The 17,284-nt window shown below is 66.7% G+C and carries 22 protein-coding genes; all 22 read right to left on the bottom strand.

Annotated features, from left to right (window positions below):
- Window positions 1-25: 25 nt before the first annotated feature.
- A complete protein-coding gene (rpsH, locus tag ACEXHE_RS05425; RefSeq protein WP_091692876.1) occupies window positions 26-424 on the bottom strand; it encodes a 30S ribosomal protein S8 in 399 nt (132 codons plus the stop codon).
- A gap of 81 nt (window positions 425-505) precedes the next feature.
- Window positions 506-1,093, bottom strand: coding sequence for a 50S ribosomal protein L5 (gene rplE, locus ACEXHE_RS05420; protein WP_091692874.1), 588 nt, complete (start codon window positions 1,091-1,093; stop codon window positions 506-508).
- Window positions 1,093-1,434: a 50S ribosomal protein L24 gene (gene rplX / locus ACEXHE_RS05415; protein WP_091692872.1), complete on the bottom strand. Its 342-nt coding sequence runs from the start codon at window positions 1,432-1,434 to the stop codon at window positions 1,093-1,095. The genes rplE and rplX overlap by 1 nt, the downstream gene beginning before the upstream one ends.
- Window positions 1,435-1,438: 4 nt before the next feature.
- The gene (gene rplN / locus ACEXHE_RS05410; RefSeq protein WP_091693783.1) at window positions 1,439-1,807 is read right to left on the bottom strand and encodes a 50S ribosomal protein L14; all 369 of its coding nucleotides are present in this window, start codon (window positions 1,805-1,807) and stop codon (window positions 1,439-1,441) included.
- Between the two features lie 381 nt (window positions 1,808-2,188).
- Complete coding sequence (rpsQ, locus tag ACEXHE_RS05405; RefSeq protein WP_091692870.1) at window positions 2,189-2,491, bottom strand: 30S ribosomal protein S17; 303 nt, start codon at window positions 2,489-2,491, stop codon at window positions 2,189-2,191.
- A complete protein-coding gene (gene rpmC / locus ACEXHE_RS05400) occupies window positions 2,488-2,775 on the bottom strand; it encodes a 50S ribosomal protein L29 (RefSeq protein WP_091693779.1) in 288 nt (95 codons plus the stop codon). The genes rpsQ and rpmC overlap by 4 nt, the downstream gene beginning before the upstream one ends.
- A 2-nt stretch (window positions 2,776-2,777) precedes the next feature.
- Window positions 2,778-3,194, bottom strand: coding sequence for a 50S ribosomal protein L16 (gene rplP / locus ACEXHE_RS05395; RefSeq protein WP_091692868.1), 417 nt, complete (start codon window positions 3,192-3,194; stop codon window positions 2,778-2,780).
- Window positions 3,194-4,033: a 30S ribosomal protein S3 gene (gene rpsC, locus ACEXHE_RS05390; protein WP_260060500.1), complete on the bottom strand. Its 840-nt coding sequence runs from the start codon at window positions 4,031-4,033 to the stop codon at window positions 3,194-3,196. Before rpsC ends, rplP begins: the two co-directional genes overlap by 1 nt.
- A complete protein-coding gene (gene rplV, locus ACEXHE_RS05385; RefSeq protein WP_091692864.1) occupies window positions 4,034-4,402 on the bottom strand; it encodes a 50S ribosomal protein L22 in 369 nt (122 codons plus the stop codon).
- Window positions 4,403-4,443: 41 nt separating this feature from the next.
- Window positions 4,444-4,725, bottom strand: a complete 282-nt coding sequence (gene rpsS / locus ACEXHE_RS05380) for a 30S ribosomal protein S19 (RefSeq protein WP_091692862.1) — start codon at window positions 4,723-4,725, stop codon at window positions 4,444-4,446.
- Between the two features lie 12 nt (window positions 4,726-4,737).
- Window positions 4,738-5,577, bottom strand: coding sequence for a 50S ribosomal protein L2 (rplB, locus tag ACEXHE_RS05375; protein ID WP_091692860.1), 840 nt, complete (start codon window positions 5,575-5,577; stop codon window positions 4,738-4,740).
- Window positions 5,578-5,612: 35 nt separating this feature from the next.
- Window positions 5,613-5,918, bottom strand: a complete 306-nt coding sequence (gene rplW / locus ACEXHE_RS05370) for a 50S ribosomal protein L23 (protein WP_091692858.1) — start codon at window positions 5,916-5,918, stop codon at window positions 5,613-5,615.
- Complete coding sequence (rplD, locus tag ACEXHE_RS05365) at window positions 5,915-6,568, bottom strand: 50S ribosomal protein L4 (RefSeq protein WP_177227780.1); 654 nt, start codon at window positions 6,566-6,568, stop codon at window positions 5,915-5,917. Before rplD ends, rplW begins: the two co-directional genes overlap by 4 nt.
- On the bottom strand, window positions 6,565-7,215 hold the full coding sequence (gene rplC / locus ACEXHE_RS05360) for a 50S ribosomal protein L3 (RefSeq protein ID WP_091692853.1): 651 nt from the start codon (window positions 7,213-7,215) through the stop codon (window positions 6,565-6,567). Before rplC ends, rplD begins: the two co-directional genes overlap by 4 nt.
- Before the next feature lie 20 nt (window positions 7,216-7,235).
- A complete protein-coding gene (gene rpsJ, locus ACEXHE_RS05355) occupies window positions 7,236-7,544 on the bottom strand; it encodes a 30S ribosomal protein S10 (protein ID WP_002857463.1) in 309 nt (102 codons plus the stop codon).
- Window positions 7,545-7,916: 372 nt separating this feature from the next.
- Window positions 7,917-8,414, bottom strand: a complete 498-nt coding sequence (locus tag ACEXHE_RS05350; RefSeq protein ID WP_374784987.1) for a DUF3817 domain-containing protein — start codon at window positions 8,412-8,414, stop codon at window positions 7,917-7,919.
- On the bottom strand, window positions 8,411-8,539 hold the full coding sequence (locus tag ACEXHE_RS05345; protein ID WP_260060503.1) for a hypothetical protein: 129 nt from the start codon (window positions 8,537-8,539) through the stop codon (window positions 8,411-8,413). Before ACEXHE_RS05345 ends, ACEXHE_RS05350 begins: the two co-directional genes overlap by 4 nt.
- Window positions 8,540-8,548: 9 nt before the next feature.
- Window positions 8,549-12,262, bottom strand: coding sequence for a hypothetical protein (locus ACEXHE_RS05340; RefSeq protein ID WP_374784986.1), 3,714 nt, complete (start codon window positions 12,260-12,262; stop codon window positions 8,549-8,551).
- Window positions 12,263-12,408: 146 nt separating this feature from the next.
- Window positions 12,409-13,599 carry an elongation factor Tu gene (tuf, locus tag ACEXHE_RS05335; RefSeq protein ID WP_260060505.1) on the bottom strand — a complete coding sequence of 397 codons (1,191 nt, stop codon included), beginning with the start codon at window positions 13,597-13,599 and terminating at the stop codon, window positions 12,409-12,411.
- Window positions 13,600-13,905: 306 nt separating this feature from the next.
- A complete protein-coding gene (fusA, locus tag ACEXHE_RS05330) occupies window positions 13,906-16,020 on the bottom strand; it encodes an elongation factor G (RefSeq protein ID WP_374784985.1) in 2,115 nt (704 codons plus the stop codon).
- Window positions 16,021-16,160: 140 nt separating this feature from the next.
- Entirely contained in the window at window positions 16,161-16,631 is a 471-nt protein-coding gene (gene rpsG / locus ACEXHE_RS05325) for a 30S ribosomal protein S7 (protein WP_091692840.1), read from the bottom strand.
- Window positions 16,631-17,005 carry a 30S ribosomal protein S12 gene (gene rpsL, locus ACEXHE_RS05320; RefSeq protein WP_091692838.1) on the bottom strand — a complete coding sequence of 125 codons (375 nt, stop codon included), beginning with the start codon at window positions 17,003-17,005 and terminating at the stop codon, window positions 16,631-16,633. The genes rpsG and rpsL overlap by 1 nt, the downstream gene beginning before the upstream one ends.
- Window positions 17,006-17,284 lie beyond the last annotated feature (279 nt).

The following is a 17,284-nucleotide window of genomic DNA, read 5'->3' as shown; positions in this document are numbered from 1 at the left end:
TTTCTACCTTTCTTCCGAGTCGCCGTTACCAGACGTAGGCGAGGACTTCCCCACCCACACCCTTCTTGGCGGCCTGCCGGTCGGTCAGCAGACCGGAGGAGGTGGACAGGATCGCAATGCCCAGTCCGCCCAGCACGTGCGGCAGGTTGGTGGACTTGGCGTACACGCGCAGACCCGGCTTGGAGATGCGGCGCAGACCGGCGATGGCGCGCTCACGCTGGGGGCCGAACTTCAGCTCGATGACGAGCTTCTTGCCCACCTCAGCGTCCTCCTCCTTCCAGTCAGCGATGTAGCCCTCGGACTTGAGGATGTCGGCCACGCGCGTCTTCAGCTTCGAAGAGGGCATCTCCACGGTGTCGTGGTAGGCCGAGTTGGCGTTGCGCAGACGGGTCAGCATGTCTGCGACGGGATCGGTCATGGTCATGTGGGCTCCTGGCCCTTTCTCGATGCGGTTTCCCGATCCCCTGCCGGAGCCGGCGGGAGAGGGACCTGCAGCGTAGAGGAGTTACTGGTCAGTCTTGAACGGGAAGCCGAGGGCCTTGAGCAGAGCCCGGCCTTCGTCGTCGTTCTTGGCGGTGGTCACCACAGTGATGTCCATGCCGCGCACGCGGTCGATCTTGTCCTGGTCGATCTCGTGGAAGACCGACTGCTCGGACAGGCCGAAGGTGTAGTTGCCGTTGCCGTCGAACTGCTTCGGGCTCAGGCCGCGGAAGTCACGGATGCGCGGAAGCGCCAGCGTGACCAGACGATCCAGGAACTCCCACATGCGGTCACCACGCAGGGTGGTGTGCGCACCGATGGGCATGCCCTCACGGAGCTTGAACTGGGCGATCGACTTGCGGGCCTTGGTCACCTGCGGCTTCTGGCCGGTGATCAGGGTCAGGTCGGCGATGGCGCCGTCGATGATCTTCGAGTCCTTGGCGGCCTCGCCCACACCCATGTTCACCACGACCTTGACCAGGCCGGGGACCTGCATGACGTTGCCGTAGGTGAACTCCTCCTGGAGGGAGGCGCGGATCTCCTCGCGGTACTTCGTCTTCAGGCGCGGGGTGACCTTGGGGGCTGCGGTCTGCTCGGTCTGCACCTCAGTCATCACAGCTCCTTTCCGGAGGCCTTGGCGAAGCGGACCTTGACGGTCTTGCTCTCGCCGTTCTTCTCCACGGTCTCGAAGCGGTAGCCCACACGGGTCGGCTTCTTGGTCTCGGGGTCGACGACGGCCACGTTGGAGATGTGCACCGGAGCCTCGACGACCTGGATGCCACCCTCGGTGGAGCCGTTGTTGTTCTGGCCGGCACGCAGGTGCTTGGAGACGCGGTTCACGCCTTCCACGAGCACGCGGTCAGCGGACGGGAACACGCGCAGGACCTTGCCCTGCTTGCCCTTGTCCTTGCCGGCGATGACCTGGACGAGATCGTCCTTCTTGATCTTTGCCATGTGGTCAGATCACCTCCGGTGCCAGCGACACGATCTTCATGAAGCGCTTGTCGCGCAGCTCACGGCCCACGGGGCCGAAGATGCGGGTGCCGCGCGGTTCGCCGTCAGTCTTGAGGATGACGGCTGCGTTCTCGTCGAACTTGATGTAGGAACCATCCGGACGACGGCGCTCCTTGCGGGTGCGCACGATGACGGCCTTGACGACATCGCCCTTCTTGACGTTGCCGCCGGGGATGGCGTCCTTGACGGTGGCGACGATCACGTCGCCGATGCCTGCGTAGCGGCGTCCTGAACCGCCGAGAACACGGATGGCCAGGATCTCCTTGGCACCGGTGTTGTCGGCGACCTTCAGCCGCGACTCCTGCTGAATCACTCGATACTCCTCATCGTCGCGCTGGTTCTCCCCCGTAGCCGGGCGAGCCTTGCGGAACGGATATGTGGTCATCCCGGGCTGCTTACCCCTGCCCCTGGTGGCGATCCTGGCGCTCTGGTGCCTTCCGACTCCCCCATTCAGACGGGTGACGGTGCTTCCAGATCGACAGTCCGCAGGGCAAGGCCGAGGCTGCTGGTCGGGAGTCTGCGCGAAACCCTTGGCCCGCGGGGTGGATAGTCCCGCCAACAAGGGCGCACAGACCATTCAGTCTAACGCACGAAGGCCCCGGTCCGCCAATCCAGAGGATCAGCGGCCGGGGCCTACGTGGTGCTCTCGAGAACCGGACTCAGCGAACCGGTCGGTGGATCCCGAGAGAGGGGATCACTTCGCCTTCTCGACGATCTCCACCAGGCGCCAGTTCTTGGTGGCGGACAGCGGACGGGTCTCGGCGATGCGAACACGGTCGCCGATGCCGGCGGTGTTCTCCTCGTCGTGGGCCTTGATCCGCTTGGTGGTGCGCAGCACCTTGCCGTACAGCGCGTGCTTCTTGCGGTCCTCGACCTCGACGACGATGGTCTTGTCCATCTTGTCGGAGACGACGATGCCGCGCAGCGACTTGCGGTACCCGCGCTCGGTGCTCTTCTGCTCAGCCTGGGTGGCCTCGGTGTTCACGGACTCGGTCACTTCGCCTCCTCAGCCTTCTTCTTCTTGGTGGTAGCCGCGGGGGCCTCCTCGACCGGAGCCACATCCTCGCGGATGCCCAGCTCACGCTCGCGCAGGATCGTGTAGATCCGGGCGATGTCGCGCTTGACGGTCTTCAGCCGGCCATGGTTGTCCAGCTGACCGGTGGCCGACTGGAAGCGGAGGTTGAACAGCTCCTCCTTGGAGCGCTTGAGCTCCTCGGCCAGGCGGACGTTGTCAAAGCCGTCCAGGGCCTCGACGTTCAGTTCCTTGGAACCGGTGGCCATGATCACTCACCACCCTCTCGGCGGACGATACGTGCCTTCATCGGCAGCTTGTGGATCGCCAGGCGCAGGGCCTCGCGGGCGACCTCTTCGGAGACACCGGACAGCTCGAACATGACGCGTCCCGGCTTGACGTTGGCCACCCACCACTCGGGAGAACCCTTACCGGAACCCATGCGGGTCTCGGCCGGCTTCTTCGTCAGCGGACGGTCGGGGTAGATGTTGATCCACACCTTGCCGCCACGCTTGATGTAGCGGGTCATGGCGATACGAGCGGCCTCGATCTGACGGTTGGTCACATAGGCCGGGGTCATCGCCTGGATGCCCCACTCACCGAAGGTCACTGCGGTGCCGCCGGAGGCGTTGCCGGAGCGCTTCGGGTGGTGCTGCTTGCGGTACTTGACTCGACGTGGGATCAACATCAGGCGTTGCCTCCTTCAGGGGCGCCGGCAGGCTGCTCCTGGGCGGCACCGGACTGCTGACCGCCGGCGCCCTGCTCGCGCGGAGCACGCTCGGCACGGTCATTGCGACGACGACGCTCGCCGCCGCCGCCGGGACCGCGGCGGTCTCCACCACGTCCACGGCCGGACGGTGCAGCGGCCTCCTTGGCGGCAAGCTCCTTGGCGGTCAGGTCGCCCTTGTAGATCCAGACCTTCACGCCGATGCGGCCGAAGGTGGTCTTGGCCTCGAACTTGCCGAAGTCGATGTTCGCACGCAGGGTGTGCAGCGGCACGCGACCCTCGCGGTAGAACTCCGAACGGGACATCTCGGCACCGCCCAGACGGCCGGCGCACTGGATGCGGATGCCTTCGGCACCTGCACGCATGGCCGACTGCATGGCCTTCTTCATCGCGCGGCGGAAGGCCACACGAGAGGTGAGCTGCTCGGCGACACCCTGGGCGACCAGCTGAGCGTCAACCTCGGGGTTCTTGACCTCGAGGATGTTCAGCTGGATCTGCTTGCCGGTGAGCTTCTCCAGCTCGCCGCGAATGCGATCGGCTTCGGCGCCACGGCGACCGATGACGATGCCCGGACGAGCGGTGTGGATGTCCACGCGGACGCGGTCACGGGTGCGCTCGATCTCGACCTTGGAGATGCCTGCGCGCTCCATGCCGTCGGTCATCAGCTCGCGGATCTTGACGTCCTCCTTGAGGAAGTCCTTGTACCGCTGGCCCTCCTTGTTGGAGTCGGCGAACCAGTGCGAGACGTGGTCGGTCGTGATGCCGAGGCGGAATCCGTGGGGGTTGACTTTCTGACCCATTTACTTCTTCGCCTCCTTCTTGTCCTCGGTTGCAACGACCACGGTGACGTGGCTGGTGCGCTTGTTGATGCGGAACGCGCGGCCCTGGGCTCGCGGCTGGAACCGCTTCATGGTCGGTCCCTCGTCCACGTAGGCCTCGCTGATGAACAGCGCGTCCTCGTTGAAGGCGACCCCTTCACGGTCTGCCTTGACCCGTGCGTTGGCCACCGCGGAGGCGACGAGCTTGTACACCGGCTCCGAAGCGCCCTGCTGGGCGAACTTCAGGATGGCCAGTGCCTCACCGGTCTGCTTGCCACGGACCAGGTCGACGACGCGCCGGGCCTTCATCGGCGTGACGCGCAGGTGGCGCGCAACTGCCTTGGCTTCCATTGCTTTCCTTCTTTCGAATCTGTCGAAGTGCAGCGCGCTGGTCAGCGACGCTTGCCCTTCTTGTCGTCCTTCACATGGCCGCGGTAGGTCCGCGTCGGGGCGAACTCGCCCAGCTTGTGCCCGACCATCGACTCGGTGACGAACACCGGGATGTGCTTGCGACCGTCGTGCACCGCAATGGTGTGGCCCAGCATGTCGGGGATGATCATGGACCGGCGGGACCAGGTCTTGATGACGTTCTTGGTGCCCTTTTCGTTCTCAGCGACGACCTTCAGGTACAGGTGCTGATCAACGAAGGGGCCCTTCTTCAGGCTGCGTGGCATGTCTCCAGGCTCCTATCGCTTGTTCTTGCCGGTACGGCGACGGCGCACGATGAGCTTGTCGCTTTCCTTGTTCGGGCGGCGGGTGCGGCCCTCGGGCTTGCCGTTGGGGTTGACCGGGTGGCGACCACCGGAGGTCTTGCCCTCACCACCGCCGTGCGGGTGGTCGACGGGGTTCATCACGACACCGCGGACGGTCGGGCGGACGCCCTTCCACCGCATGCGGCCGGCCTTGCCCCAGTTGATGTTCGACTGCTCGGCGTTGCCGACCTCGCCGATGGTGGCGCGGCAGCGCACGTCCACGTTGCGGATCTCGCCCGAGGGCAGACGCAGCTGGGCGTAGCGACCCTCACGGGCCACCAGCTGGACGGAGGCACCAGCCGAGCGTGCCAGCTTGGCACCGCCGCCGGGACGCAGCTCCACAGCGTGGATCACGGTGCCCAGGGGGATGTTGCGCAGCGGCAGGTTGTTGCCGGGCTTGATGTCAGCGTTGGCGCCGGCCTCGACGGCATCGCCCTGCTGCAGCTTGGCCGGAGCCAGGATGTAGCGCTTGGTGCCGTCCACGTAGTGGAGCAGCGCAATGCGGGCGGTGCGGTTGGGGTCGTACTCGATGTGCGCCACCGTGGCGGGCACACCATCCTTGTCGTGGCGACGGAAGTCGATCAGACGGTACTGACGCTTGTGTCCACCACCCTTGTGACGGGTGGTGATCTTGCCGGAGTTGTTGCGGCCGCCGGTCTTGGACAGCGGGCGCAGCAGCGACTTCTCCGGGGTGGACCGGGTGATTTCTGCGAAGTCGGCCACGGACGAGCCGCGCAGGCCCGGGGTGGTCGGCTTGTATTTACGGATTGCCATTACCTATTCCTCGATTAAGTGGTCTCCGCGTCGCCTCAGGCGAGCGGACCTCCGAAGATGTCGATCGTGCCATCCTTCAGCGTGATGATGGCGCGCTTGGTGTTCTTGCGAGCCCCCCAGCCGAAGCGGGTGCGCTTGCGCTTCCCGGCACGGTTGATGGTGTTGACCGAGGCCACCTTGACGGAGAAGATGCGCTCCACCGCCAGCTTGATCTCAGCCTTGTTCGAGCGGGGGTCCACGAGGAAGGTGTACTTGCCCTCGTCGATCAGTCCGTAGCTCTTCTCCGAGACGACCGGTGCGATGACCACGTCACGGGGATCCTTGTTGATGCTGCCGCTCACTGGGCATCCTCCTTCTGGTCCTTCTTCGTGGCGGCCGACACGAAGGCGTCGTAGGCCACGGAGGTGAAGACCACGTCTTCACTGACCAGCACGTCGTACGTGTTCAGCTGGTCGACGTACAGGGTGTGCACCGACGGCAGGTTGCGGGCGCTGAGCGCTGCGGCGTCGTCGGAGCGGTCGATGACCATCAGGAAGTTCCTGCGGCCCTGACCCAGCTCAGCGAAGACGGCCTTGGCTGCCTTGGTGGACGGGGTCCCGGAGACCAGCTGCTCGATCACGTGCACGCGGCCGTGGCGAGCCCGGTCAGACAGGGCGCCGCGCAGTGCGGCGGCCTTCATCTTCTTGGGGGTGCGCTGGGAGTAGTCACGCGGCTCGGGGCCGTGGACGACGCCGCCGCCGGTCATCTGAGGAGCGCGGATCGAGCCCTGACGAGCGCGGCCGGTGCCCTTCTGCTTGAACGGCTTGCGGCCGGCGCCGGAGACCTCGCCGCGACGCTTGACCTTGTGGGTGCCCTGGCGAGCGGCGGCCAGCTGGGCCACCACGACCTGGTGCATCAGCGGCACGTTGGCCTGGACATCGAAGATCTCGGCGGGCAGGTCGACCTTGACGGTCTTCACAGCGGTGTTCGAGGGGGTTGCCATCTGGCTCATGCTCCCTTCACTGCGGTGCGGACGAGCACGACCTGGCCCTTGGGGCCGGGCACTGCGCCCTTGATCAGCAGCAGGTTCTTCTCCACGTCGATGGCGTGGAGGGTCAGGTTCTGGGTGGTCTGACGGACGTTGCCCATCCGACCGGGCATCCGCTGGCCCTTGAAGACGCGACCGGGGGTGGAGGCACCGCCGACCGAGCCGGGCTTACGGTGGTTCTTGTGCTGGCCGTGGGACGCGCCCACACCGGCGAAGCCGTGGCGCTTCATGGCACCGGCGAAGCCCTTGCCCTTGGTGTTGCCCACGACGTCGACCTTCTGGCCGGCCTCGAAGAGCTCCACGGTCAGGTCCTGTCCGAGGCTGTACTCGGCGGCGTCTGCGGTGCGCAGCTCGACCACGTGACGACGCGGGGTGACCCCGGCCTTCTCGAAGTGGCCGGCGAGCGGCTTGGTGACCTTGCGCGGGTCGATCTGGCCGTAGGCGATCTGCACGGCGGTGTAGCCGTCCACATCCTCGGTCAGCAGCTGGGTGACGACGTTGGCGTCGGCCTGCACGACGGTGACGGGGATGAGCTTGTTCTCGTCATCCCACACCTGGGTCATGCCGAGCTTCGTGCCCAGCAGTCCCTTGACATTACGGGTGATGGTCATAGTCTCTCAGCACCTCCCTCTCAGAGCTTGATCTCGATGTTGACGTCAGCGGGCAGATCGAGACGCATGAGCGAATCGACGGCCTTCGGCGTCGGATCGATGATGTCGATGAGCCGCTTGTGGGTGCGCATCTCGAAATGCTCGCGGCTGTCCTTGTACTTGTGGGGAGAGCGGATCACGCAGTACACGTTCTTCTCCGTCGGCAGCGGCACGGGGCCCACTACCGTTGCGCCTGCGCGCGTGACCGTATCGACGATCTTCCGGGCCGAAACGTCAATGACCTCGTGGTCATACGACTTCAGCCGGATGCGGATTTTCTGTCCCGCCATGGCGTCATGCCTCTTTCGTACTTGTTGTCCGTACCTGTCCCTGTGTGCGCAGTCCCGGCCGGGGCCGGCGTCGCGCCTTGTTCATCCACCCGTGCAGGCCGAATCCGGTGGAACCGGGTTCCTCGCCCTGCCGGGGCTTCGACCCACGCGGTCGGGCGTGTCGCGCACTGCTTCGCAGTGAAGGTCACGGTCCTACGGTGGGGAGGGTGTTGAATTTGGTCCTGAGACTCCGGTCCAGTCGGCCGATGGATCATCGACTCCGGTGGACGCACGGCACGCCCAGGCACTTGAGCAACTTGTCTAGTATGTCAGATCCGCGGCCCTCGCGCCAACCGGGCGCAGGTCACACCTGCTGGACGGATCCAGCCGGGCTCAGGCGAACCATTCCCACGGCGGACCGGCGATCAGCAGGAGGGCGAAGACCACCCCGACGACGGCCAGCGCCAGGACCGCTGCCAGCGCCACATGACGCAGGACCCAGGCTTCGAGTGACTCCCAGAATCCTCGCGGTTCACTGCGGCCGTCCGCCAGGCGCCAGGTCCGGTCCGGCTCCCCCCGGCGATGCAGGTGCCGCTCGAACGGCACGGTGGCGAAGGGCACGATCGCCGATCCCAGTGCGAGCAGACCGGCGGCGGGGCTCCACCGCTGGTTGATCCACACGCCCACCGTGATGACGCAGTAGCTGAGGAAGACGAAGCCGTGCAGGCCGCCGAACACCGGCATCAGCGCCTCGGTCACCCCGCTGTACTTGAGCACCATGGCCGTGATCAACAGGGCCCAGGTGACCATCTCGGCCGTGGCGAAGACGCGGTAGAGAGCGCGCGGACCGGGCAGGACGGTGCCGCTGGAGCGCTCGACGATGGCGGTCATCGACCGTTCTCGTTCGCCCTGCGGATGCGCTTGGCGCGTTCGATCTCTGAGCTGAAGGTGCGACGGCCACGGACCACCAGGACCACGACGGCGGCGATCACGACCAGGGCGATGACGATCTCCATGCCCCCAGCCTACCGGTGCTCCAGCGGATCCACCTGGTCCGTGGGACTCGGCTCCTTCCGGTCCTCCCGCGCGCCGCGCATCAGCTGGCGGACGGCCAGGCCGATCAGCACCACCCCCAGCAGCGTGAGCCACAGCACCGTGTAGCCACGCAGGAACCAGAGGACGGCGAGCGTGACCCCGGCAGCTCCCCACCAGGTGAACAGGGCAGTCCGCGCGGTCAGTCCCACCACCATCAGTGCGGCGAAGAGCAGCAGGCTCACCAGCTGCATCAGCGTGGATCCGTCCACCAGGACCAGTGCACTCGACGCGGTCATCACGGTGGCCGCCGCGCCGCCCCAGAGGGTGGCCCGGCGCCGCCGCACAGCCGCTGTGACCCGATCGCGCAGATGGCCCCCTGCCAGGCTGGCCAGCGTCAGCGCCACCAGCTGCATGCTCCACCAGCTGGCCTGAAGGACGCGCTCGACCTCAGCCGCCTGCCACCAGGCGTACAGGCCCAGCATCACGGTGGCCAGCACGGCACCGTCCAGGGCATGCCGGCGCCAGGACGTGGGGAACGGGTCGGCGCCCCTCGTCCACCACAGCACCGGGATCCAGAGACCCAGCGTCGTCAGTGCACAGCCGGTCATCATGACGGCGACATCAGGTGATGCCGCAGACACCAGTCCACCGGCCAGCAGGACCGCCAGTCCCCCGTACTCGAGCACGGCTGCGCGGTCCCACAGCACCGTCGACTCCGTCCGGCGGCGGTCCAGCATCGCCCATCCACAGAGCACACCGAGCGTGATCACACCCACCGCCGCTGCCCACCATCGATCCTCCAGCGATCCGATGGCCTCCGCTCTCCCCCACGCCAGCACCAGCGCCACCGCGGACGGAACCGCGAGCACCGTCCCGAGCACCAGCAGCGCCACGCTCCGACTCCGCGCCAGCACGTAGCAGACCAACGCCGCCACTGCTGCCCCGACCACCAGGATCGCCCACTGCGTCTCGGGCACCAGGGCACAGAGCAGGGCCACCGACCAGAGCACCGCTGAGGCCACGGGCCGGAACAGTCGACTGGTCCGGCTGTCCTGCCGCGCCTCGTCCACGGTCAGCTTCAGCACGAGCAACAGGAAGACGGCTGCAGCGGCCCCCGCCGAGAACAACGGCTCAGGCAGCCATCCGCCCTGGCGCAGGAGCATCAGGTCGGACAGCCCGGCCACTCCCACCACCACCGCAGTCAACAGCGCCCAGTGACCTCCACGGGCCCGGCCGAGCACACCACCGGCCATCCCCAGGCTCAGGGCGATCACGGTCAGTACTGCCCGGTCGTGGGTGTCCACGGCCTCGATCGCCCACAGCGCCGCCAGCGCTCCGGTGACGACCACCGCGGACCACGCTCCGCCGCCGAGCACCGCTCCGCGATGCCGTAGCAGATGCCGGAGCATCAGCCCACCGGCCAGCGTGACGGCAGCGGCGCCGCGGGACGCCGCCGCGTCGGCACCGAGCAGGTCCACCAGCGCGGCGACGGCGACCGCCAGCACTGCCTGGCCGGCGATCATCGTCGTCATCCTGATCGACTCCCCCAGCCGACCGGTGCTCAGCAGCCCCAGCAGTGTGAGCCAGCAGGAGACGACCACCAAGGAGGTCACCTCCAGCCCAGCGAAGCCCTTCACGGCGAAGATCGCCCAGCCGGTCAGCATCACCGAGCAGGTCGTGCCCAGCACCAGTCCCAGCGGCGCGGATAGACGCGGCTCGCTCCGGTGTGCCGTTCCCTCCACCGCCGTCGGCCCACGCCCCCGCAGCCACCACAGGGCCCCGGCACCGGCCACCAGCATCAGGACGAGCACGAGCGTCTGGACCACGGACGAGTCCCTCGTCTCGGCGACGGCGAACACCGTGGCCCCAAGCCCGAGGAGGATGAACGCTGACCACACGCCGGCCTCAAGGGCGTCCTCGGGCTCACCTGGTCGGAAGGCACGGACGGTGGCCCAGGCCACGGACAGCACCGCCACGACGACGGTCGTCCACGTCTGCGGACCCGTCCCGTCCCAGCGGTCCACGAGCAGCCCGACCAGGATCAGGACCAGGACCGCGGTCAGGTCCGGTGCCAGCTTCACGTCGATCCTGGTCCTCGGACCCGACCGGCGCAGCAGGACGGCCGACAGGAGCTGGAGGGAGGCCGCCACGGCGACCACGGTGATCAGCCTCCATGGGCCCTGCGCCACGGGGAACAGGACACCCGGGACCAGGGACACCGCAGAAGCAGCCTGCCATCCGACAGACTCACCGATGGTCGTCGGCCGCAGCAGCCCCAGGACCGCGGCCAGTGCGGTCAGCAGGACGAGCAGGGCCCACGCCAGGCTGACCGGCACCGCCACACCGTTCTGCAGCGTGACCTGAGCGACCAGTGCCAGGATCCACAGCAGTCCCAGGCCAGCGAGTTGATCTGCCCTCACACCGGTGTGGGCGGGCAGGAATCCGGCACGCATCAGCGACCCTGGAGATCGGTGGTCCCGCCAGAGGGCCAGGGTGGTGACCAGGACCTGGACTCCCAGGGCGACGGCAAGGGCTCCGGCCATCACCTGCACCGAGGCGTCCAGCATCCAGACGAAGGCCACCACGGCCGCGGTGATGCACAGGCGGGCCCCGTAGGCCGCATACAGGCGACGGGCTGAGCGCCCCAGCACCGCCACGGTCACGTAGTAGCCGCCGGCGGCCAGCAGCAGCACCACGAAGTGCAGCGGCTCCAGCCAGGATCCGACGACCATGGCCAGCAGCACCACGCCCGGGGTGACCCAGTGGTGCAGATCGCCCAGGGCCCGGCGGAACTCCTCGGGCAGCCAGCGCACACGCGCCTCGTCTGCGGTGAGCCAGGCCATCACCGTGGCCAGAGCGATCGATGCCGTGAGCCCCCACACCATGCCCTGCTGCACGGCGGCGCCGGAGGCGATCACCGTGGAGAGCAGGAACGGCACCGCCAGATAGGCCACGACCCGGCTGCGCAGCCTCGCGGCGGCCACCACCATCAGCACGGTGCCGACAGCCGACGTGATGAGCCAGGAGAGCACAGGTCGGTGCAGGACGAGCAGGTCCAGGGCCAAGCCGGAGATCGGCACCAGTGCGAGACCGGTTCCGGTGAACGCCGCGGCGGCGGGGCGGACCCTGCGGCTGGTGGTGTGCACGATCAGACCGCCCCCATAGAACAGCCCGGTCACCGCGGCCAGTCCGGTCATCCTCGCCGAAGCAGGAAGGGCAGTGCCGATGAACAGTGACGCCGCCGCGACCAGGATCAGGCAGGCGGCGTACAGGGTGATGTTCACATTGCGGTGGTCCCGGCGACGACGCTCCTGTGCCAATTCCTCATCCGTGGCCGGCCGCCACGCCGGCGGCGCGGGCTGGGACGTTCCCGGTGATGCCGTGGGCAACTGCCCTGCTGGGCTGAGCTGATCTGCCGGAGGCGATGGCGACCAGACGCCGGCGGACGGGGACCGCTTCGGTGGGGTCGGCCAGGACCCGGGGGCGTGCAGCTGCTCCGGTGACCGCTCAGGCGTGCCACCCGACCTGCCCTGCTGCTCCTGAGCCAGCGTGACATCACGCTGGGAGACGAGGGAGCCGGCGTCGTACCCTTCCTGCCAGGCCCGGGCGAGATCGGCCTGCTGGCTCCCCGTGGCTGCCGCGCGGCGGCGGCCGATCAGCCACCCCACGAGAGCGCCGATCAGCAGCGCGACGACGATGTCCATGGACTCCCCCTCCGCCGACCAGGGCCGGTCCGCTCCCCCAGCCTACTGGTGAGGGGACAGTGCCCAGGAGTTGTCCACAGACGACAGGACCCCCGCAGCCGAAGCTGCGGGGGTCCTGTCTATGACGGTGTCAGACCGCCGTCAGATCACTTGGTGATCTTGGTGACGCGGCCGGAGCCCACGGTGCGGCCACCCTCACGGATGGCGAAGCCGAGGCCCTCCTCCATGGCGATCGGCTGGATCAGCTCGACCGTCATCTCGGTGGTGTCGCCGGGCATGACCATCTCGGTGCCCTCGGGCAGCGTGATGACGCCGGTGACGTCGGTGGTGCGGAAGTAGAACTGCGGACGGTAGTTCGAGTAGAACGGGTTGTGACGGCCACCCTCGTCCTTGGACAGGATGTAGACGTTCGCCTCGAAGTTGGTGTGCGGGGTGATCGAGCCCGGGGCCACGACGACCTGGCCGCGCTCGACGTCGTCACGCTTCAGACCGCGCAGCAGCAGGCCACAGTTCTCGCCGGCCCATGCCTCGTCGAGCTGCTTGTGGAACATCTCGATACCGGTGACGGTGGTCTTCTGCACGGGGCGGATGCCCACGATCTCGACCTCGGAGTTGATCGCCAGGGTGCCACGCTCGGCACGACCGGTGACCACGGTGCCGCGGCCGGTGATGGTGAAGACGTCCTCGATCGGCATCAGGAACGGCTTGTCCTTGTCGCGGACCGGATCCGGGATGTAGGAGTCCACAGCGTCCATCAGGTCCTCGACGGACTTGACCCACTGGGCGTCGCCCTCGAGAGCCTTCAGGCCCGAGGTGCGGATGACCGGAGCCTCGTCACCGTCGAACTCCTGGGAGGACAGCAGCTCGCGGACCTCCATCTCGACGAGCTCCAGGAGCTCCTCGTCCTCGACCATGTCCGACTTGTTCAGGGCCACCAGCAGTGCCGGCACGCCGACCTGGCGGGCCAGGAGCACGTGCTCGCGGGTCTGGGCCATGGGGCCGTCGGTGGCGGCGACCACGAGGATGGCGCCGTCCATCTGGGCCGCACCGGTGATCATGTTCTTGATGTAGTCAGCGTGACCGGGGGCGTCCACGTGTGCGTAGTGACGCTTCTCGGTCTGGTACTCCACGTGGGAGATGTTGATGGTGATGCCGCGCTGACGCTCCTCAGGAGCAGAGTCAATGGTCGCGAAGTCGCGCTGCTCGTTCAGGTCCGGGTACTTGTCGTACAGGACCTTCGAGATAGCGGCGGTCAGCGTGGTCTTGCCGTGGTCGACGTGGCCGATGGTACCGACGTTGACGTGCGGCTTGGACCGCTCGAACTTTGCCTTCGACACAGGTTCCTCCTAGAACTGTTCATCTCAGAAGACTTCTCAGCCGCGGGTGGCGTGCTGACAACTTGGGAAAGTCTACTGGTCAGATGTGCTGTTGATGAAATCCCCGGATTCGGTCAGGACCGGTCCTGGTTCAGGCCAGCCGGGCCGCCTGAAAGGGCGGACCAGACCTTCCGTCCTGCAGGTGGATCGACCTCCGGGATGCGGCCGGTCCACCGTGTCCGTTCCGGGTGGCACCACGTGGTGCGGTGCCACCCGTGACGGACATGTCTGTTGTGCTTCGAGATCAGCTGCCGCGTGGGCGGCAGATCACTCTCCGCGGTTCTTCTGGATGATCTCGTCCGCCACAGCCTTGGGAACCTCAGCGTACGAGTGGAACGTCATCGAGTACACAGCGCGTCCCTGGGTGCGGGAGCGCAGGTCACCGATGTAGCCGAACATCTCCGACAGCGGGACCAGGGCCTTGACGACCTTGACGCCGGCGGCGTCCTCCATGGACTGGATCTGTCCACGACGGGAGTTCAGGTCACCGATGACATCGCCCATGTACTCCTCCGGAGTACGGACCTCGACGGCCATCAGCGGCTCGAGCAGCACAGGGTTGGCCTTGCGGATGCCCTCCTTGAAGACCTGAGAGCCGGCGATCTTGAACGCCATCTCAGAGGAGTCGACATCGTGGTAGGCGCCGTCCACGAGGGTGGCCTTCACGCCCACCATCGGGTAGCCGGCCAGGATGCCGAACTGCATGGCGTCCTGGATGCCGGCGTCCACCGAGGGGATGTACTCGCGCGGGATGCGGCCACCGGTGACGGCGTTGACGAACTCGTAGGTCTCGCCCTCGGCCGTGTCCAGGGGCTCGAAGTTCATCTGCACCTTGGCGAACTGGCCGGAACCGCCGGTCTGCTTCTTGTGGGTGAAGTCGACCTTCTCCACAGCCTTCTTGATGGTCTCGCGGTAGGCGACCTGGGGCTTGCCCACGTTGGCCTCGACCTTGAACTCGCGGCGCATGCGGTCCACCAGGATGTCCAGGTGCAGCTCCCCCATGCCGCCGATCTCGGTCTGACCGGTCTCCTCGTTGAGGTTCACGGTGAACGTGGGGTCCTCAGCAGAGAGCTTCTGGATGGCGGTGGAGAGCTTCTCCTGGTCGTTCTTGGAGTTCGGCTCGATCGCCACGGAGATCACCGGGTCCGGGAAGGACATGGACTCCAGGATGATCGGGTCTGCGATGGAGCACAGGGTGTCACCGGTGGTGGTGTCCTTCAGGCCGATCACGGCGTAGATGTGCCCTGCCACGACCTCCTCGACCGGGTTCTCCTTGTTGGCGTGCATCTGGAACAGCTTGCCGATGCGCTCCTTCTTGCCCTTGGTGGAGTTCAGCACCTGGTCGCCCGGCTTCAGGGTGCCGGAGTAGGCACGCACGAAGGTCAGCTGACCGAAGAAGGGGTGAGCGGCGATCTTGAAGGCAAGGGCCGAGAACGGAGCGTCCTTGGAGGGCTCGCGGGTGAGCTCCTTCTCCTCGTCGTTCACGTCGTGGCCGTGGACCTCACCGGCATCCATCGGGTTCGGCAGGTAGGCGACCACGGCGTCCAGCATCGGCTGCACACCGCGGTTCTTGAAGGCCGAGCCGCAGAACACCGGGTAGGCCTCGGCGTTGATGGTCAGCTGACGCACTCCGGCCTGGATCTCCTCGACGGTGAGCTCCTCGCCCTCGAGGTACTTCTCCATCAGCTCCTCGGAGGTCTCGGCCACGGCCTCGACCAGCTGGGAGCGGTACTCCTCAGCCTTCTCCTGCAGATCGGCGGGGATGTCGCGGATCTCGTACTTGGCGCCCATGGTGACGTCGCCCTTGGCGTCGCCCTCCCAGACGAAGGCCTTCATGGACAGCAGGTCCACGACACCGATGAAGTCGCTCTCGGCACCGATCGGCAGCTGCATCACCAGGGGCTTGGCGCCCAGACGGTTGATGATGGTGTCCACGGTGAAGTAGAAGTCAGCGCCCAGCTTGTCCATCTTGTTGACGAAGCAGATGCGGGGGACGTTGTACTTGTCCGCCTGACGCCACACGGTCTCCGACTGGGGCTCCACGCCCTCCTTGCCGTCGAACACGGCGACAGCGCCGTCGAGCACGCGCAGGGAGCGCTCCACCTCGACGGTGAAGTCCACGTGGCCCGGGGTGTCGATGATGTTGATCTGGTTGTTGTTCCAGAAGCAGGTCACCGCGGCGGAGGTGATGGTGATGCCGCGTTCCTTCTCCTGCTCCATCCAGTCAGTGGTGGAGGCGCCGTCGTGGGTCTCGCCCAGCTTGTGGTTGACACCCGTGTAGAACAGGATGCGCTCGGTAGTGGTGGTCTTGCCCGCATCGATGTGCGCCATGATGCCGATGTTGCGGACCTTCTTGAGGTCGGTAAGCACGTCCTGTGCCACGGTGTCTCCCTTGGTTTGGGTGGTGTGGGTCCTGGAGGGGTGGTGGCCCCTTGCGGAGCCCTGACGTCGGTCCGTTCAGGACCGGTGTGGTTGACCTCGTCCGGGGCCGGCAGCGCGAGCGCGGCCCCGGACGATCAGCGTCACCAGCGGTAGTGGGCGAAGGCCTTGTTGGACTCGGCCATCTTGTGGGTGTCCTCGCGCTTCTTGACCGCAGCGCCCAGACCGTTGGAGGCGTCCAGGATCTCGTTCATCAGACGCTCGGTCATGGTCTTCTCGCGGCGCGCCTTGGAGTAGCCCACCAGCCAGCGGAGGGCCAGGGCGGTGGAGCGGCCGGGCTTGACCTCGACGGGGACCTGGTAGGTGGCGCCGCCGACGCGACGGGAGCGGACCTCGAGGGCCGGCTTCACGTTGTCCATGGCCTTCTTGAGCGTGGCCACCGGATCCGAACCGGTCTTCTGGCGGGCACCCTCGAGGGCACCGTAGACGATGCGCTCTGCGGTGGACTTCTTGCCGTCGATCAGCACCTTGTTGATGAGCTGAGTGACGAGCGGGGACCCGTAGACCGGGTCGACGACGAGGGGGCGCTTCGGCGCGGGACCCTTACGAGGCATTACTTCTTCTCCTTCTTCGCGCCGTAGCGGCTGCGGGCCTGGCCGCGGCCCTTGACACCCTGGGTGTCCAGTGCGCCGCGCACGATCTTGTAGCGGACACCGGGCAGGTCCTTCACACGACCGCCGCGCACGAGCACGATCGAGTGCTCCTGCAGGTTGTGTCCCTCACCCGGGATGTACGCGGTGACCTCGATGCCGCCGTTCAGGCGGACACGGGCGACCTTGCGCAGAGCGGAGTTCGGCTTCTTCGGGGTGGTGGTGTACACGCGGGTGCACACGCCACGACGCATGGGGTTCCCCTGCAGAGCAGGAGCCTTGGTCTTGACGACCTTCGGTGAGCGGCCCTTGCGGACCAGCTGCTGAATCGTAGGCACTCTTGGTCTCTTCCGTTGGTGATGTTCTCAGCCCCGCGCGATGTCCGCCCTCAGGCATGATCTGCACGTGTTCACGGGTCTGTCCCGCGCACTGGACTGCTGGTGGTCGTTTCTTCGCACCCATGGGGGTTCGGCGTGAACGACCGTAGGCGTGCAAAAGTGTGGCATTCGTTGCGCAAGAACCCCGCAACCCGGACCGTGTCCCTAGTGCCACACACAAAACAATTGATCTGAGTCTAACAGCATGTGCCCCCACCCGAAAACCGGGTCCCTCCCTCA

This window comes from Micrococcus sp. IITD107 (assembly GCF_041927415.1).
GTDB lineage: Bacteria > Actinomycetota > Actinomycetes > Actinomycetales > Micrococcaceae > Citricoccus > Citricoccus terreus.
The sequence above is the reverse complement of the archived record's forward strand: the minus strand, read 5'-3'. Positions and strand labels throughout refer to the sequence as shown.

What these genes read in the sequence shown, in the direction of transcription:
- ACEXHE_RS05345 (WP_260060503.1), bottom strand. Translation starts at nt 8,539, where the DNA reads ATGGAGATCGTCATCGCCCTGGTCGTGATCGCCGCCGTCGTGGTCCTG.
- rplB (WP_091692860.1), bottom strand. Translation starts at nt 5,577, where the DNA reads ATGGCAATCCGTAAATACAAGCCGACCACCCCGGGCCTGCGCGGCTCG.
- rpsJ (WP_002857463.1), bottom strand. Translation starts at nt 7,544, where the DNA reads ATGGCGGGACAGAAAATCCGCATCCGGCTGAAGTCGTATGACCACGAG.
- rplV (WP_091692864.1), bottom strand. Translation starts at nt 4,402, where the DNA reads ATGGAAGCCAAGGCAGTTGCGCGCCACCTGCGCGTCACGCCGATGAAG.
- ACEXHE_RS05340 (WP_374784986.1), bottom strand. Translation starts at nt 12,262, where the DNA reads ATGGACATCGTCGTCGCGCTGCTGATCGGCGCTCTCGTGGGGTGGCTG.
- rplC (WP_091692853.1), bottom strand. Translation starts at nt 7,215, where the DNA reads ATGACCATCACCCGTAATGTCAAGGGACTGCTGGGCACGAAGCTCGGC.
- rpmC (WP_091693779.1), bottom strand. Translation starts at nt 2,775, where the DNA reads ATGGCCACCGGTTCCAAGGAACTGAACGTCGAGGCCCTGGACGGCTTT.
- rpsC (WP_260060500.1), bottom strand. Translation starts at nt 4,033, where the DNA reads ATGGGTCAGAAAGTCAACCCCCACGGATTCCGCCTCGGCATCACGACC.
- rplX (WP_091692872.1), bottom strand. Translation starts at nt 1,434, where the DNA reads ATGGCAAAGATCAAGAAGGACGATCTCGTCCAGGTCATCGCCGGCAAG.
- rplE (WP_091692874.1), bottom strand. Translation starts at nt 1,093, where the DNA reads ATGACTGAGGTGCAGACCGAGCAGACCGCAGCCCCCAAGGTCACCCCG.
- rplP (WP_091692868.1), bottom strand. Translation starts at nt 3,194, where the DNA reads ATGTTGATCCCACGTCGAGTCAAGTACCGCAAGCAGCACCACCCGAAG.
- ACEXHE_RS05350 (WP_374784987.1), bottom strand. Translation starts at nt 8,414, where the DNA reads ATGACCGCCATCGTCGAGCGCTCCAGCGGCACCGTCCTGCCCGGTCCG.
- rpsG (WP_091692840.1), bottom strand. Translation starts at nt 16,631, where the DNA reads ATGCCTCGTAAGGGTCCCGCGCCGAAGCGCCCCCTCGTCGTCGACCCG.
- rpsH (WP_091692876.1), bottom strand. Translation starts at nt 424, where the DNA reads ATGACCATGACCGATCCCGTCGCAGACATGCTGACCCGTCTGCGCAAC.
- rplD (WP_177227780.1), bottom strand. Translation starts at nt 6,568, where the DNA reads ATGAGCCAGATGGCAACCCCCTCGAACACCGCTGTGAAGACCGTCAAG.
- rpsS (WP_091692862.1), bottom strand. Translation starts at nt 4,725, where the DNA reads ATGCCACGCAGCCTGAAGAAGGGCCCCTTCGTTGATCAGCACCTGTAC.